This is a genomic window from Salmonella sp. 741265050_HSA (genome assembly GCF_046569445.1).
Classification (GTDB): Bacteria; Pseudomonadota; Gammaproteobacteria; order Enterobacterales; family Enterobacteriaceae; genus Salmonella; species Salmonella enterica.
In genome coordinates this window covers 124,741-140,661 of the sequence record NZ_JBKFSV010000010.1, presented here as the reverse complement: position 1 = coordinate 140,661, position 15,921 = coordinate 124,741, and the positions used below count along the sequence as shown (strand labels likewise).

General features: G+C 52.6%; 14 protein-coding genes and 1 tRNA gene. 8 read left to right on the top strand and 7 right to left on the bottom strand.

Annotated features, from left to right (window positions below; all coding sequences use genetic code 11):
- Both ACLD4F_RS16475 and ACLD4F_RS16470 read right to left on the bottom strand, forming a co-directional pair.
- The coding region (locus ACLD4F_RS16475; protein ID WP_411010939.1) for an Arm DNA-binding domain-containing protein at positions 1-136 on the bottom strand (136 nt) is incomplete at its 3' end.
- A gap of 189 nt (positions 137-325) precedes the next feature.
- A tRNA-Leu gene (locus ACLD4F_RS16470) sits at positions 326-410 on the bottom strand.
- A 222-nt stretch (positions 411-632) separates the two neighbouring features.
- Here ACLD4F_RS16470 and ACLD4F_RS16465 point away from each other — a divergent pair.
- A complete protein-coding gene (locus ACLD4F_RS16465; protein ID WP_411010938.1) occupies positions 633-1,652 on the top strand; it encodes an NAD(P)-dependent alcohol dehydrogenase in 1,020 nt (339 codons plus the stop codon).
- A gap of 27 nt (positions 1,653-1,679) precedes the next feature.
- Here ACLD4F_RS16465 and idnK read toward each other — a convergent pair whose 3' ends face one another.
- Positions 1,680-2,210, bottom strand: a complete 531-nt coding sequence (idnK, locus tag ACLD4F_RS16460) for a gluconokinase (protein ID WP_000896758.1) — start codon at positions 2,208-2,210, stop codon at positions 1,680-1,682.
- 216 nt (positions 2,211-2,426) lie between these two features.
- Here idnK and idnD point away from each other — a divergent pair, with 216 nt between their 5' ends.
- From idnD to ACLD4F_RS16440, 4 genes are all read left to right on the top strand, one after another.
- The gene (gene idnD / locus ACLD4F_RS16455; RefSeq protein ID WP_000453357.1) at positions 2,427-3,458 is read left to right on the top strand and encodes an L-idonate 5-dehydrogenase; all 1,032 of its coding nucleotides are present in this window, start codon (positions 2,427-2,429) and stop codon (positions 3,456-3,458) included.
- Positions 3,459-3,482: 24 nt separating this feature from the next.
- Positions 3,483-4,247, top strand: coding sequence for a gluconate 5-dehydrogenase (gene idnO, locus ACLD4F_RS16450; RefSeq protein WP_076727995.1), 765 nt, complete (start codon positions 3,483-3,485; stop codon positions 4,245-4,247).
- 61 nt (positions 4,248-4,308) lie between these two features.
- Entirely contained in the window at positions 4,309-5,628 is a 1,320-nt protein-coding gene (gene idnT / locus ACLD4F_RS16445; protein ID WP_001128356.1) for a gnt-II system L-idonate transporter, read from the top strand.
- 63 nt (positions 5,629-5,691) lie between these two features.
- A complete protein-coding gene (locus ACLD4F_RS16440; RefSeq protein ID WP_001244065.1) occupies positions 5,692-6,690 on the top strand; it encodes a LacI family DNA-binding transcriptional regulator in 999 nt (332 codons plus the stop codon).
- Positions 6,691-6,906: 216 nt separating this feature from the next.
- On the opposite strand, the gene lptG is transcribed toward ACLD4F_RS16440, so the two are convergent.
- The 3 genes from lptG to ACLD4F_RS16425 all read right to left on the bottom strand — a co-directional run bounded on the left by lptG (position 6,907) and on the right by ACLD4F_RS16425 (position 9,203).
- The gene (gene lptG, locus ACLD4F_RS16435; protein ID WP_001182242.1) at positions 6,907-7,989 is read right to left on the bottom strand and encodes an LPS export ABC transporter permease LptG; all 1,083 of its coding nucleotides are present in this window, start codon (positions 7,987-7,989) and stop codon (positions 6,907-6,909) included.
- Positions 7,989-9,089 (bottom strand): LPS export ABC transporter permease LptF, encoded by a 1,101-nt coding sequence (gene lptF, locus ACLD4F_RS16430; protein ID WP_080213764.1) that lies wholly within the window; start codon positions 9,087-9,089, stop codon positions 7,989-7,991. Before lptF ends, lptG begins: the two co-directional genes overlap by 1 nt.
- Positions 9,090-9,152: 63 nt before the next feature.
- Positions 9,153-9,203 carry a hypothetical protein gene (locus ACLD4F_RS16425; RefSeq protein ID WP_212724070.1) on the bottom strand — a complete coding sequence of 17 codons (51 nt, stop codon included), beginning with the start codon at positions 9,201-9,203 and terminating at the stop codon, positions 9,153-9,155.
- A 280-nt stretch (positions 9,204-9,483) separates the two neighbouring features.
- Between ACLD4F_RS16425 and pepA the strand changes: the two genes are divergently transcribed.
- The 3 genes from pepA to ACLD4F_RS16410 all read left to right on the top strand — a co-directional run bounded on the left by pepA (position 9,484) and on the right by ACLD4F_RS16410 (position 14,430).
- Positions 9,484-10,995 carry a leucyl aminopeptidase gene (pepA, locus tag ACLD4F_RS16420; protein WP_000397158.1) on the top strand — a complete coding sequence of 504 codons (1,512 nt, stop codon included), beginning with the start codon at positions 9,484-9,486 and terminating at the stop codon, positions 10,993-10,995.
- 136 nt (positions 10,996-11,131) lie between these two features.
- Positions 11,132-11,575, top strand: a complete 444-nt coding sequence (gene holC / locus ACLD4F_RS16415; RefSeq protein WP_001523689.1) for a DNA polymerase III subunit chi — start codon at positions 11,132-11,134, stop codon at positions 11,573-11,575.
- Entirely contained in the window at positions 11,575-14,430 is a 2,856-nt protein-coding gene (locus ACLD4F_RS16410; protein WP_175268591.1) for a valine--tRNA ligase, read from the top strand. Before holC ends, ACLD4F_RS16410 begins: the two co-directional genes overlap by 1 nt.
- Positions 14,431-14,571: 141 nt before the next feature.
- Here the strand turns inward: ACLD4F_RS16410 and ACLD4F_RS16405 are convergent, their stop codons facing one another.
- Positions 14,572-15,759: a YjgN family protein gene (locus tag ACLD4F_RS16405; protein WP_080094970.1), complete on the bottom strand. Its 1,188-nt coding sequence runs from the start codon at positions 15,757-15,759 to the stop codon at positions 14,572-14,574.
- Positions 15,760-15,921: the final 162 nt, after the last annotated feature.

Below are 15,921 nucleotides of genomic sequence, written 5' to 3'. Positions count from 1 at the left end.
CACTAAAACGATATTGAAGACGCCAGTATTTTGAACCATTGGGGTTGATCAGCAGGTGCATACCCTGCCCATCTGTGAGTTTGAAAGGTTTGTCGGAGGGCTTGGTAGTCCTAACTTTGATATCGGTGAGAGCCATCAGTTGATACCTCCAGTGTTGGTACCAAAATCAATCGAACCGGGAATAACATCAGTTATACCATCATCGGTTGGTATATGTTCAAGGAATTGAGTAGACGTGAACAGACTAAGCCAAGTCAAAAACTCGCTTAACTTACTGTTTTTGTGAACTAAAGTAGACGTTAGTAGACTTGAAAAAAGCTTTTTATGGTGCCGAAGGCCGGACTCGAACCGGCACGTATTTCTACGGTTGATTTTGAATCAACTGCGTCTACCGATTTCGCCACTTCGGCACTGAAGAGGTATGCGGAAAACGTTGTGGATTATACCTGTCATACGCCGCCATGCAAGCACGAGCATACACCTGTACCGCTAAGTGCTGAAAATTTCAGCAGCGTTGAGTATTAAATAGAATAATCAGGCTACTTCCCGCCTTCTCCAGCAGATTAACGCCGGGCGCCCCTTGCCTCCATGCTCTACACTTTTCAGTTCAACACCACATTAAGGGAAACACAATGACGATAATAAAAAGCTATGCCGCCAAAGAGGCGGGCGGCGAGCTCGAACTCTATGAATATGACGCGGGAGAACTCCAACCGGAAGATGTCGAGGTACGGGTCGACTACTGCGGGATCTGCCATTCCGATCTGTCGATGATCGACAATGAATGGGGGTTCTCTCAATACCCTCTGGTTGCCGGACATGAGGTCATTGGTCGGGTGGCCGCACTCGGCAGCGCGGCACAGGATAAGGGGCTAAAAGTCGGCCAGCGCGTTGGAATCGGCTGGACGGCGCGCAGCTGCGGACACTGCGATGCCTGTATCAGCGGCAATCAAATTAACTGCCTGGAAGGCGCAGTGCCCACTATCCTCAATCGTGGCGGTTTTGCCGAGAAGCTTCGCGCGGGCTGGCAGTGGGTAATTCCTCTTCCGGAGAATATGGATATGGCGTCCGCAGGCCCGCTGTTATGTGGCGGCATTACGGTCTTTAAACCGCTACTGATGCACCATATTACTGCTACCAGCCGCGTTGGCGTCATCGGTATTGGCGGGCTTGGGCATATCGCCATAAAGCTGTTACATGCAATGGGCGGCGAAGTCACCGCGTTCAGCTCAAATCCATCGAAAGAGCAGGAAGTGCTGGCGATGGGGGCCAATAACGTGGTGAACAGCCGCGATCCGGAAGCGTTAAAAGCACTGGCGGGCCAGTTCGATCTCATTATTAACACGGTCAACGTCGATCTCGACTGGCAGCCCTACTTCGAAGCGCTGACCTATGGCGGCAACTTCCATACCGTTGGGGCGGTATTGAAGCCGCTGCCCGTACCGGCGTTTACATTAATTGCCGGCGATCGCAGTATCTCAGGCTCGGCAACCGGAACGCCATATGAACTTCGCAAACTGATGAAATTCGCCGGACGCAGCAAAGTCGCGCCCACCACGGAACTGTTCGCAATGTCACAAATCAACGAGGCTATCCAGCACGTTCGCGACGGCAAAGCCCGCTATCGTGTAGTGCTAAAAGCTGACTTCTGACCGCCTGACTCAGCGCTTTGATAATGATCAGGAAGCGCTGAGTGCCTGACGAAAAGCCTGTACAGCCTGTCGGCACTGCTCCGTCACGTGCTCGATGTCATGATTAACATCGATACGCGCAATATCATGTTCATCGGCACAGGGTCGCTCCAGCGCGTCAAACTGACTTTGCAGCAGGTCTGGCGGCATAAAATGCCCGGCACGACGCTGCATTCGCTGCAGAATGGTGGCATAATCGCCGTCCAGCCACAGGAAATGTACGTTAGGGCTGCTCTTACGTAAAATATCGCGGTACTGTTTTTTTAATGACGAGCAGACAATAAATCCCGTCTCATTTTTTTTATAAAGACTGTATGAAGCGTCATTTAATCGTTCCAGCCAGGGTAAACGGTCTTCATCAGTTAACGGTATTCCCTGAGACATTTTATCAATGTTTTTCGCCGGATGGAGATCATCGCCGTCAATAAACTTCGCAGAAAATAATGTTGCAATTTTGCTGCCTATTAAAGACTTACCACTACCTGAAACACCCATTAAAATATAGCTTTCCCCGGCCATTTAAATACCTCTGAGTCATATTCCACTCCACAATATTACGCCTCTACGTTCGACAATTTCACGTTTTTTAATTTCCATAGAGAAGAACTCTAAGGCACATCACGTTATGCGTAACATTGTAGTGTAACAATTTTCCAGCGTGACATAAGTCACAAATAGTGACAAATAAAACCGCTTAAATGCATTCAGGGTAACTACCTGACCAGTGAGGAATTTATGGAAGTAAAAACTCAATCCTGCGTTGTTGCGGGTAAGCGTGCTGTTGCCGTTACGGAACAAAATATTGAATGGAATAATAAAGGAACACTCGTACAAATTACCCGTGGCGGCATTTGTGGGTCTGACTTACATTATTATCAGGAAGGCAAAGTCGGCAATTTTACAGTAAAAGCGCCAATGATTTTAGGTCATGAAGTGATTGGCAAAATTGTTCATAGCGACTCAGATTTATTACGTGAAGGACAACCGGTAGCGATTAATCCATCGAAGCCTTGCGGTCATTGCAAATACTGTCTGCAGCATGAAGAAAACCACTGTACTGAAATGCGTTTCTTTGGCAGCGCCATGTATTTTCCGCATGTCGATGGCGGTTTTACCCGATTTAAAGCTGTCGATACCGTTCAGTGCATTCCCTGGCCGGAACAGGCAGACGAAAAAGCCATGGCCTTTGCCGAACCGCTGGCGGTTGCCATTCATGCGGCTCATGAGGCGGGCGATCTGCAAGGCAAACGCGTCTTTATCTCCGGCGTTGGCCCTATCGGCTGCCTGATTGTTAGCGCGGTAAAAACGCTGGGCGCGGCGGAAGTGGTATGTGCCGATATCAGTACCCGTTCTCTCTCGCTGGCCCGGCAGATGGGCGCGGATACGCTGGTGAACCCACAGCATGACTCTCTCGATGACTGGAAAGCAGAAAAAGGGTATTTCGATATCAGTTTTGAAGTCTCTGGGCATCCTTCCTCTATCTCAACGTGTCTGGAAGTCACACGAGCCAAAGGCGTGATGGTGCAGGTTGGCATGGGCGGCGCAGTCCCCAACTTCCCGATGATGATGCTAATAAGCAAAGAGATCTCGCTGAAGGGCTCTTTCCGCTTTACTACCGAATTTAATACTGCGGTTTCCTGGCTTGCCAACCGCGTTATCAATCCGCTGCCGTTACTGAGCGCGGAATATCCATTTACCGACCTGGAAGCGGCGCTGATCTTTGCCGGAGACAAAACACAGGCGGCAAAAGTTCAGCTCGTTTTCTGAGAAAGTAAAATAAGGGACACTATCATGAACGATCTTTTTTCACTGGCAGGTAAAAATATCCTTATCACCGGAGCCGCTCAGGGAATTGGTTATTTGCTGGCGACCGGTCTTGGTCGCTATGGCGCGCGCATTATTGTTAACGATATTACCCCGGAGCGCGCCGAAACAGCCGTGACGAAACTTCAGCAGGAAGGGATAAAGGCTATTGCCGCTCCCTTTAATGTCACCAATAAACAGGATATTGAAGCTGCGGTTGAACATATCGAAAAAGATATCGGCGTCATTGACGTCCTGATAAATAACGCCGGTATCCAGCGCCGTCATCCGTTTACTGAGTTTCCCGAGCAGGAGTGGAATGACGTCATCGCCGTAAATCAGACCGCGGTTTTTCTCGTCTCTCAGGCCGTTACGCGCCGTATGGTGGCGCGGCAGGCAGGAAAAGTGATCAACATCTGTTCGATGCAAAGCGAGCTGGGCCGCGACACGATTACGCCATACGCCGCGTCGAAGGGTGCCGTGAAGATGCTGACTCGCGGCATGTGCGTGGAGCTGGCGCGTCATAATATCCAGGTCAACGGTATTGCGCCGGGATACTTCAAAACGGAGATGACCAAAGCGCTGGTTGAAGATGAAGCCTTCACCTCCTGGCTATGCAAACGTACGCCTGCCGCACGCTGGGGCGATCCCCAGGAGCTTATTGGCGCAGCGGTGTTTCTCTCGTCAAAAGCCTCCGACTTTGTTAACGGACATCTGCTGTTTGTCGATGGCGGTATGCTGGTTGCCGTCTGACCAGGGAAATGCGACGCAGCGCGTAAGCGCTGCTATTTTGGCGCTAATAAGAGAGACGAATATGCCATTAATAATTATTGCGGCAGGCGTTGCGCTGCTGTTGGTTTTAATGATTGGCTTTAAAGTTAACGGCTTTATCGCCCTTGTTCTGGTTGCCGCCGTGGTGGGATTTGCCGAAGGGATGGGCGCGCAAGACGTCCTGCACTCCATACAAAACGGAATTGGCGGTACTCTGGGCGGACTCGCCATGATCCTCGGTTTTGGCGCGATGCTGGGAAGATTAATTTCCGATACCGGCGCCGCGCAGCGCATTGCGACGACGCTCATTAATACGTTCGGCAAAAAACGCGTGCAATGGGCGCTGGTGATCACCGGGCTTATCGTCGGCCTGGCAATGTTTTTTGAAGTCGGATTCGTACTGCTGTTGCCGCTCGTTTTTACGATTGTGGCCTCATCGGGACTGCCCTTGCTGTATGTCGGGGTTCCAATGGTCGCCGCCTTATCCGTTACGCACTGCTTCCTGCCGCCGCATCCCGGCCCTACTGCTATTGCGACAATTTTTGAGGCAAATCTCGGTACGACCCTGCTGTATGGGTTAATCATTACCATACCGACCGTGATTGTTGCCGGCCCTCTGTTTTCAAAATTGCTGGCGCGATTTGAAAAAGCGCCGCCTGAAGGATTATTTAATCCTCACCTATTCAGTGAAGAGGAGATGCCGTCATTCTGGAACAGTATTTTTGCCGCCGTGATCCCGGTCATTCTGATGGCCATCGCAGCGGTATGTGAAATCACGCTGCCAAAAACGAATGCCGTGCGGGTTTTCTTCGAATTTATCGGTAATCCAGCAGTGGCGTTGTTTATTGCCATTATCATCGCCATTTTTACGCTGGGGCGACGCAATGGACGTACGGTTGAGCAGGTGATGGATATCGTCGGCGAGTCCATTGGCGCTATTGCGATGATTGTTTTTATCATCGCGGGCGGCGGCGCGTTTAAGCAAGTGCTGGTGGATAGCGGCGTGGGCCAATATATCTCGCAATTAATGACCGGCACATCGCTATCTCCGTTATTAATGTGCTGGACGGTAGCCGCCGTGCTGCGTATTGCGTTAGGTTCCGCGACCGTGGCCGCGATAACCACAGCGGGCGTCGTATTGCCGATTATTAACGTAACCCACGCCGATCCGGCGTTAATGGTACTGGCGACAGGCGCAGGAAGCGTTATTGCATCACATGTTAACGATCCCGGTTTTTGGCTATTTAAAGGGTATTTTAATCTTAGCGTCGGGGAAACCCTACGCACCTGGACCGTTATGGAAACATTGATTTCTGTCATGGGGTTGCTGGGCGTACTGGCGCTGAATGCGGTTCTGCATTAATTCATCATCCGCAGCCCAATTAACCATGGGGGCGACGTTCCCGCCCCCGGTACTGGAGAAAACATGAGGAATCACAGAATTTCTTTGCAGGATATCGCTACGCTTGCTGGCGTGACAAAAATGACGGTGAGCCGTTACATCCGCTCGCCGAAAAAAGTCGCCAGGGAAACCGGCGAGCGTATTGCGCAGATCATGGAGGAAATTAACTACATACCAAATCGCGCGCCAGCTATGCTGTTAAACGCGCAAAGTTACACTCTGGGCGTGCTGATCCCCTCTTTTCAGAACCAGTTGTTTGCCGACATTCTTGCCGGGATTGAATCCGTAACGTCGGGTCATAACTACCAAACTCTCATTGCGAATTACAATTACAATCGCGATTCGGAAGAAGAGTCCGTTATCAATTTACTGTCTTACAATATCGACGGCATTATTCTTTCAGAAAAATATCATACCCTCAGAACCGTCAAATTCCTGCGCTCAGCTACCCTTCCGATTGTAGAACTCATGGACATCCAGGGCGATCGCTTAGATATGGAGGTGGGGTTTGATAACCGTCAGGCCGCCTTTGATATGGTCAGCACCATGCTGGATAAACGCCAGCGGCGAAAAATCCTCTATCTGGGTTCAAAAGACGATATCCGAGATGAGCAGCGTTATCACGGCTACTGCGATGCGATGACGCGCCGGGGGCTGGCGCCGTTGCGCATCAATCCCCGCGCTATCTCCTCTATCCATCTGGGGATACAGCTAATGCGTGATGCGCTTACTGCGCACCCGGACGTGGATGGCGTCTTTTGTACAAATGACGATATCGCAATGGGCGCTCTACTGTGGTGCCGCGAGCGTCAACTGGCCGTACCGGAGCAGATCTCCATCGCCGGCTTCCACGGTCTGGAGATGGGCAGGCAAATGATACCGAGCCTCGCCAGCGTAATTACCCCTCGTTTTGAGATCGGGCGCAGGGCCGCGCAGATGTTGCTCAACAAAATTAAAAATAACGATCTCAACCATAATACGATTGATTTGGGTTATCAGATTTATCACGGCAGCACGTTATAAATTTTTTGATCTACTTTTTCCCGCAGCTTGCCTGAGCTTAACGCGTAGCCAAAAGCGCCACGCGTCAGGTTACGCACTACATCATTCGAGGAATACCAGGCGGTCTGCCGGATGGCGGCGGAAAGGACTTATCAGGCCTACGGGTCATAGTAGGCCGGATAAGCGCAGCGCCATCAGGCACTGCGCTTTACTGCATTGCCGGATGGCGGCCTGTGATTACGACTTACGCAGCATTAGCCACAGGCTAATCAGGAAGAAAGACGCGCTCGGCAGCAGCGCGCCGACAATCGGCGGAATGCCGTATACCAGCGTCAGCGGGCCAAAAATCTGGTCGAGAACGTAAAAGACGAAGCCGAAGCTAATCCCCGTCACCACGCGCACGCCCATCGGCACACTACGCAGTGGGCCAAAGATAAACGACAGCGCCATCAGCATCATCACCGCCACGGAGAGCGGCTGGAAGATTTTACTCCACATATTGAGCTGATAACGTCCGGCGTCCTGTCCGCTCGACTTCAGATATTTAACGTAGTTATGCAGACCGCTGATGGAAAGCGCATCCGGGTCCAGCGCCACCACACCTAACTTATCCGGCGTCAGATTCGTTTTCCAGGTACCGCTCACCGTCTGCGAACCGGTGATCTGTTTCGGGTTTTGCAGATCGGACTCATCCACCTGCGACAAACGCCAGACCTTATGCTCCGGGTCGAATTTTGCCGAAGCGGCGTAACGCACCGACTGCAAACGACGCTGATCGTTGAAAGCGTAAATACTAATGCCGGCCAGCTCCTCGTCGCCCTTCACCCGTTCAATATAGACAAAGTTATTCCCGTCTTTCGCCCACAGACCTTGCTGGGTGGAAAGCAGCGAACCGCCATACATCGCCTGCGCACGATAGTTACGCGCCATCTGCTCGCCCTGCGGGGCGACCCATTCGCCGATCGCCATGGTTAACAGCACCAGGGGGATAGCCGTTTTCATCACCGACAGCGCCACCTGCATACGGGTGAAACCAGATGCCTGCATCACCACCAGTTCGCTACGCTGCGCCAGCATCCCCAGTCCCAGCAGCGCGCCAAGCAGCGCCGCCATAGGAAAGAAGATCTGGATATCCTTAGGTACGCTGAGCAGGGTGTACATACCCGCGCCCAGCGCGTCGTAGTTACCCTGCCCCGCTTTTTTCAGCTGATCGACAAACTTGATGATCCCGGAGAGCGACACCAGCATGAACAACGTCATCATGATGGTGGTAAAAATGGTTTTACCGATATAGCGGTCAAGTACACCAAATGGCTGCATTATACCGCTCCTTTACGCAGAAAACGGGCACGCAGGCGGCGGACCGGCACCGTATCCCACAGGTTTAAACCAATCGCCAACACCAGATAGATCAGGTTGACCGCCCACATCCAGATAACCGGGTCCAGTTTGCCTTTACCGCCATTCGATTTAATGGAGGTCTGGATCAGGAAGAACAGCAGATAAAGCAGCATGGCGGGCAACATAGACAAGACGCGCCCCTGACGTGGATTCACCACGCTGAGCGGCACGACCATCAGCGCCATCATAAATACGGTAAAGACTAACGTGATACGCCAGTGCAGCTCGGCGCGAGCGCGATCGTTGTCGGTATTCCACAGCGTGCGCATGTCCATCTGGTCGGTATCGTTCGGGTCCAGCGCCACGGCCTGATGGCCAATAATCGCCTGATAGTTCTGGAAGTCGGTGATGCGAAAATCGCGTAGCAACGCCGTTCCTTCAAAACGCGTCCCTTTGTTTAAGGTGACAACCTGGGAACCATCGCGCAACTGAGTAAGGTGTCCGGAATCGGCCACGACTACAGAAGGACGAGCGTTGCCCTTAGGGCGAATCTGCGCCAGGAAAACATCGTGGAAGTCGCTGCCATCAACGCTTTCGATAAACAGCACCGAGCTGCCGTTGGTCGCCTGCTGGAATTGCCCCTGCGCCAACGCCGCCATACCGGGGTTCGCTTTCGCCTCCGCCAGCACTTCATCCTGGTGTTTTGACGACCAGGGGCCGGCCCACATCACGTTAACCGCCGCAAGGATACCGGTAAATAACGCCAGTACCATGGCGGCCTTTACCAATACGGCTTTGCTCAACCCACAGGCGTGCATAACCGTAATTTCACTTTCGGTATACAGTTTGCCCAGCGTCATCAGCAGCCCCAGGAACAGGCTTAAAGGCAGGATGAGCTGCGCCATTTCCGGTACGCCCAGCCCCAGAAGCGAGAGCACCAGATTTGCGGGAATATCGCCGTCAACCGCCGCGCCGAGAATCCTCACTAACTTTTGACAAAAGAAGATCAAAAGTAAGATGAAGAGTATCGCCAGCTGGCTTTTGAGCGTCTCCCGCACCAGATATCTTATGATTATCACTTTAAATACGCCCGTAAAAACCCATTTTTTTGCTGGAATTTAGCTTGTTTCATGGCTTAAACGTCATTTATTCTCTTGAGTCGTCGAAATCATCGCTAAGATCATTATACTCAGCGGATTCACCTCTCAGAACTTGTTCTGACGTGCCAATGCCGTAATAACGTTAAGATTAACACGAAGTCACCGCAACAGCGGACATGAGTTACGAAAGCTTTCAATTTCTATACTCTAATGGATTTCGAGTTGCAGGCAGGCGGCAAGACTGTGGAGCCCCGGAGCTTACATCAGGTAAGTGACAGGGGTGAGCAGGCGCAGCCAACGCATCTGCAACTTGAAAGACGACGAGTATAGCTGTAGCCACCACTGTTGTCTTTAAGATTCAGGAGCATAGTGCATGGAGTTCAGTGTAAAAAGCGGTAGCCCGGAGAAACAGCGGAGTGCCTGCATTGTCGTGGGCGTCTTTGAACCGCGTCGCCTTTCTCCGATTGCAGAACAGCTCGACAAAATTAGCGACGGATACATCAGCGCATTGCTGCGTCGCGGCGAACTGGAAGGAAAACCGGGGCAGACTCTGTTGCTGCACCATGTTCCTAACGTTCTTTCCGAGCGAATCCTCCTCATTGGTTGCGGCAAAGAGCGCGAGCTTGATGAACGTCAGTATAAGCAGGTTATTCAGAAAACGATAAATACTCTGAATGATACCGGCTCGATGGAAGCCGTCTGTTTCCTGACCGAACTGCACGTCAAAGGCCGCAACAATTACTGGAAAGTGCGTCAGGCCGTCGAAACGGCCAAAGAGACGCTTTATAGCTTTGATCAACTCAAGACCAACAAGAGCGAGCCGCGCCGCCCGCTACGTAAGATGGTCTTTAATGTGCCGACCCGCCGTGAGCTCACCAGCGGCGAACGCGCCATTCAGCACGGTCTGGCCATCGCCGCCGGGATTAAGGCAGCGAAAGATCTCGGCAACATGCCGCCCAATATCTGTAACGCCGCCTACCTGGCGTCACAGGCGCGCCAGTTGGCTGACAGCTACAGCAAAAATGTCATCACCCGCGTCATCGGCGAACAGCAAATGCGCGAACTGGGTATGAACGCTTATCTGGCGGTCGGCCACGGTTCGCAGAATGAATCGCTGATGTCGGTGATTGAGTACAAGGGCAATCCATCCGAAGACGCGCGCCCGATCGTGCTGGTGGGTAAAGGCCTGACCTTCGACTCCGGCGGCATCTCCATCAAGCCATCTGAAGGGATGGACGAGATGAAGTACGACATGTGCGGCGCAGCGGCGGTTTACGGCGTGATGCGTATGGTTGCCGAGCTTCAGCTACCGATTAACGTTATCGGCGTGCTGGCGGGCTGTGAAAACATGCCGGGCGGACGCGCGTATCGTCCGGGCGACGTGCTGACCACCATGTCTGGTCAAACCGTTGAAGTCCTGAACACCGACGCCGAAGGCCGTCTGGTTTTGTGCGACGTGCTGACCTACGTTGAGCGCTTCGAACCGGAAGCGGTTATCGACGTGGCGACGCTAACCGGGGCCTGCGTGATTGCGCTGGGCCATCACATTACCGGTCTGATGTCGAACCATAACCCGCTGGCGCATGAACTGATCGGCGCGTCCGAGCAAGCGGGCGACCGCGCGTGGCGTCTGCCGCTGGGCGATGAGTTCCAGGAACAACTGGAGTCCAACTTTGCGGATATGGCGAATATTGGTGGTCGTCCTGGCGGCGCTATCACCGCGGGCTGCTTCCTGTCACGCTTTACCCGTAAGTATAACTGGGCGCACCTGGATATCGCCGGCACCGCCTGGCGCTCCGGCAAAGCGAAAGGCGCGACGGGTCGTCCGGTAGCGCTGCTGTCGCAGTTCCTGCTCAATCGTGCGGGCTTTAACGGCGAAGAGTAAGTTTGAGATTACCCCGTAGGCCTGATAAGGCGCATTAGCGCCGCCATCAGGCGTTTTGCCGGATGGCGCTGCGCTTATCCGGCCTACGGGAGGCATCATGGCAACGCATTTAAATCCACCACAAGAAGCCCCATATATGAAAAATGCGACGTTCTATCTTCTGGATAATGACACTACCGTCAATGGTTTAAGCGCCGTTGAACAACTGGTGTGTGAAATTGCCGCAGAACGTTGGCGCGCCGGCAAGCGCGTGCTGATCGCCTGCGAAGATGAGAAGCAGGCCATTCGGCTGGATGAAGCGCTGTGGGCAAGACCGGCGGAAAGTTTTGTCCCGCACAATCTGGCAGGCGAAGGCCCACGCGGCGGCGCGCCGGTTGAAATTGCCTGGCCGCAAAAACGCAACAGCAGCCCGCGCGATATTTTAATCAGCCTGCGTACAAGCTTTGCAGATTTTGCCACCGCTTTCACAGAAGTGGTAGACTTCGTCCCTTACGAAGAAACTTTGAAACAACTGGCGCGCGAACGCTACAAAGCCTACCGCGTGGCTGGTTTTAACCTGAATACGGCAACCTGGAAATAATGGAAAAGACATATAACCCCCAAGATATCGAACAGCCGCTTTACGAGCACTGGGAAAAGCAGGGCTATTTCAAGCCTAACGGCGACGAAAGCAAAGAGTCCTTCTGCATCATGATCCCGCCGCCGAACGTCACCGGCAGTTTGCATATGGGACATGCTTTCCAGCAAACCATCATGGATACCATGATCCGTTACCAGCGTATGCAGGGTAAAAACACCCTGTGGCAGGTCGGCACCGACCACGCCGGGATCGCAACCCAGATGGTGGTTGAGCGCAAGATTGCCGCTGAAGAAGGTAAAACCCGTCACGACTACGGCCGCGATGCGTTTATCGACAAAATCTGGCAGTGGAAAGCGGAATCCGGCGGCACCATTACCCGTCAGATGCGCCGTCTCGGCAACTCCGTTGACTGGGAGCGCGAGCGCTTCACCATGGACGAAGGCCTTTCCAATGCCGTGAAAGAAGTCTTTGTTCGCCTGTACAAAGAAGACCTGATTTACCGTGGCAAACGCCTGGTGAACTGGGACCCGAAACTGCGCACCGCCATCTCTGACCTGGAAGTGGAAAACCGCGAGTCCAAAGGCTCGATGTGGCACATCCGCTATCCGCTTGCCGACGGCGCGAAAACCGCAGACGGTAAAGATTACCTGGTCGTCGCCACCACCCGTCCGGAAACCGTACTGGGCGATACCGGCGTGGCCGTGAACCCGGAAGATCCGCGTTATAAAGATCTGATTGGCAAATTCGTTATTCTGCCGCTGGTTAACCGCCGCATTCCGATTGTGGGCGACGAACACGCCGATATGGAAAAAGGTACCGGCTGCGTGAAGATCACCCCGGCGCACGACTTTAACGACTATGAAGTCGGGAAACGTCACGCCCTGCCGATGATCAACATCCTGACCTTTGACGGCGACATTCGCGAAAGCGCGGAAGTGTTCGATACCAAAGGTGAAGAGTCTGACGTTTATTCCAGCGAGATTCCGGCTGAGTTCCAGAAGCTGGAACGCTTTGCTGCCCGTAAGGCCATCGTTGCTGCCGTTGACGCGCTGGGCCTGCTGGAAGAAATTAAACCGCACGATCTGACCGTTCCTTACGGCGACCGTGGCGGTGTAGTTATCGAACCGATGCTGACCGACCAGTGGTACGTCCGTGCCGACGTGCTGGCGAAACCGGCGGTGGAAGCGGTTGAGAACGGCGACATTCAGTTCGTGCCGAAGCAGTACGAAAACATGTACTTCTCCTGGATGCGTGATATCCAGGACTGGTGTATCTCTCGTCAGTTGTGGTGGGGTCACCGTATCCCGGCATGGTATGACAACGACGGCAACGTCTACGTTGGCCGTACCGAAGACGAAGTGCGTCAGGAAAATAACCTCGGCGCCGACGTTGCGCTTCGTCAGGACGAAGACGTTCTTGATACCTGGTTCTCCTCCGCGCTGTGGACTTTCTCCACCCTCGGCTGGCCGGAAAACACCGACGCGCTGCGTCAGTTCCACCCCACCAGCGTGATGGTGTCCGGCTTCGATATCATCTTCTTCTGGATTGCCCGCATGATCATGATGACCATGCACTTCATCAAAGATGAAAACGGCAAGCCGCAGGTGCCGTTCCATACTGTCTACATGACCGGTCTGATTCGCGACGACGAAGGCCAGAAGATGTCCAAATCCAAGGGTAACGTTATCGACCCGCTGGATATGGTGGACGGCATCTCTCTGCCGGAACTGCTGGAAAAACGCACCGGCAATATGATGCAGCCGCAGATGGCGGAGAAAATTCGCAAGCGTACCGAGAAGCAGTTCCCGAACGGCATCGAGCCGCACGGCACCGACGCCCTGCGCTTTACCCTGGCGGCGCTGGCCTCGACCGGTCGCGACATCAACTGGGATATGAAGCGCCTGGAAGGTTACCGTAACTTCTGTAACAAGCTGTGGAACGCCAGCCGCTTTGTGCTGATGAACACCGAAGAGCAGGATTGCGGCTTCAACGGCGGCGAAATGACGTTGTCGCTGGCGGACCGCTGGATCCTGGCGGAATTCAACCAGACCGTTAAAGCCTACCGCGACGCGCTGGACAGCTTCCGCTTCGATATCGCCGCGGGCATTCTGTATGAATTCACCTGGAACCAGTTCTGCGACTGGTATCTGGAGCTGACCAAGCCGGTAATGACCGGGGGTTCCGAGTCTGAACTGCGCGGCACCCGCCATACGCTGGTCACCGTACTGGAAGGTCTGCTGCGCCTGGCGCACCCGATCATTCCGTTCATCACCGAAACCATCTGGCAGCGCGTGAAGGTCATTTGCGGTATTACCGCCGACACCATCATGCTGCAGCCGTTCCCGGAATATAACGCCGCACAGGTAGATGAAGCCGCGTTGGCCGATACCGAGTGGCTGAAGCAGGCGATCGTCGCGGTACGTAACATTCGTGCGGAAATGAACATCGCCCCGGGCAAACCGCTGGAACTGCTGCTGCGCGGCTGTAGTGAAGAAGCCGTTCGTCGTGTTAACGACAACCGTAGCTTCCTGCAAACCCTGGCGCGTCTGGAAAGCATCACCGTGCTGCCAGCTGATGACAAAGGCCCGGTTTCCGTGACCAAAATTATCGACGGCGCTGAACTGCTGATCCCGATGGCTGGCCTCATCAACAAAGAAGATGAGCTGGCGCGTCTGGCGAAAGAAGTGGCGAAAATCGAAGGCGAGATTGCCCGTATCGAAGGCAAACTGTCCAACGCAGGTTTCGTCGCCCGTGCGCCGGAAGCGGTGATTGCCAAAGAGCGTGAGAAGCTGGACGGTTACGCAGAAGCCAAAGCGAAGCTGATTGAGCAGCAGGCGGTTATTAGCGCGCTGTAATCTGAAAGCCTGATGGCGCTTCGCTTACCAGGCCTACACGTTCGCTTATTGACATGGCGCGATCGGTAGGCCGGATAAGGCATTCACGCCGCCATCCGACAACATGAATTATGGGCCGACGTAAACGTCGGCCTTTTTACATCAGATAAACGGGAAGTAAGGCATGATGCCACGAGAAATCCACATTAGCGGGCCATTTTCCAGCGGCGTCTCATCATTGGTTAACTCAAGTGAATCCAGATCGCCCTGGACCTGTGTATTCTGCGCCAGCCAGCTCACCAGCCCAATTTTCAACCACGGATAAGCCAGCCCTAAGGTCACGCCGGAAATCACAAACACCACCAGTAACCGCCACAGCATACCGTGTGAAGTGACAGAGGAATGAAAACGAATCGAATCGTTCGCCAGTGACAAATTGTTTAAAAACAGGTTGCGTAACGCCACATATAAGTAACTGGTTACCACAATAATCGCGAGAAAATAGAGGAAATAACATGCCATTATCTGGCTATAATATTGCAGAATAAGCGCCCCTCCTGCCTGCGCATTCCCCATCATACTCAAAAGAATCATGTCGGTGAACACCGGCGCGATTAGATAACCAATCACGACAGCAAAAGGGAAAAGGGTCAACATTGCCAACACGCACCCTCTGATGCACGTTTTAACATTAACCTGAATCGAGAAACGATGAATGCCAAAGTTTGCGCCATTGCCAAACAAGGTCATCCATTTGCTGTAGGTAATACCGTTAATAACCCCTATCCCAATAATAGCCAGCAAACCGAGAAAAACGATATTGAACACTAAACCGCCGACGGCGATGGTTACCAGTGAGATAATATAAAGAACAATATAAAGCGCCACCATCAGGAGTACCGGGAGAGCGAACATGTACCACCATGCGCGCCGCATGGAACACTGGAATCCAAAATGTACGCCATTAAGCGAAGTCATCATCGCCTGATACTGTAATCCTTTCACCGCCATAAAAGGAATAATCGCAATTAATAAGCCGAATAGCGTAAAACCGAGACCGGGATGACCGTGTTCAATAAGAGAGAGGCTAACAATATAAATAATAAAAACTAACAACATACTAATAAATAATGCGCTGCCCGTGGCTTTGTAAGCAAAAGGCTGATTGTTTAGCGTCATATTAGTATAAATATAACGTCGACACTTCACCATCGCCCACGGCGCATAGATTCCCAACGTGATACACGTCAACAAGAAATTCACAAGGCAAATAACAAAATACTTTCCGCCCTTGCCTGTAAACACCAACGTGTGATTATGGTTATCTTTACTACTGATAACGTTATTCATGAATCATATCCCTGACTTGCAGTCTATTAGAATTAATAATAAAAATCAGTAGATTGTTACTGATTCGACTACAATACTATTTTTGTTTAATTTTTCCGCCTTTTATTTTGTCTGATTCAGGATCTCCTTGCGCGTGACTCAAGACGGTGGTATTAAAGTAAT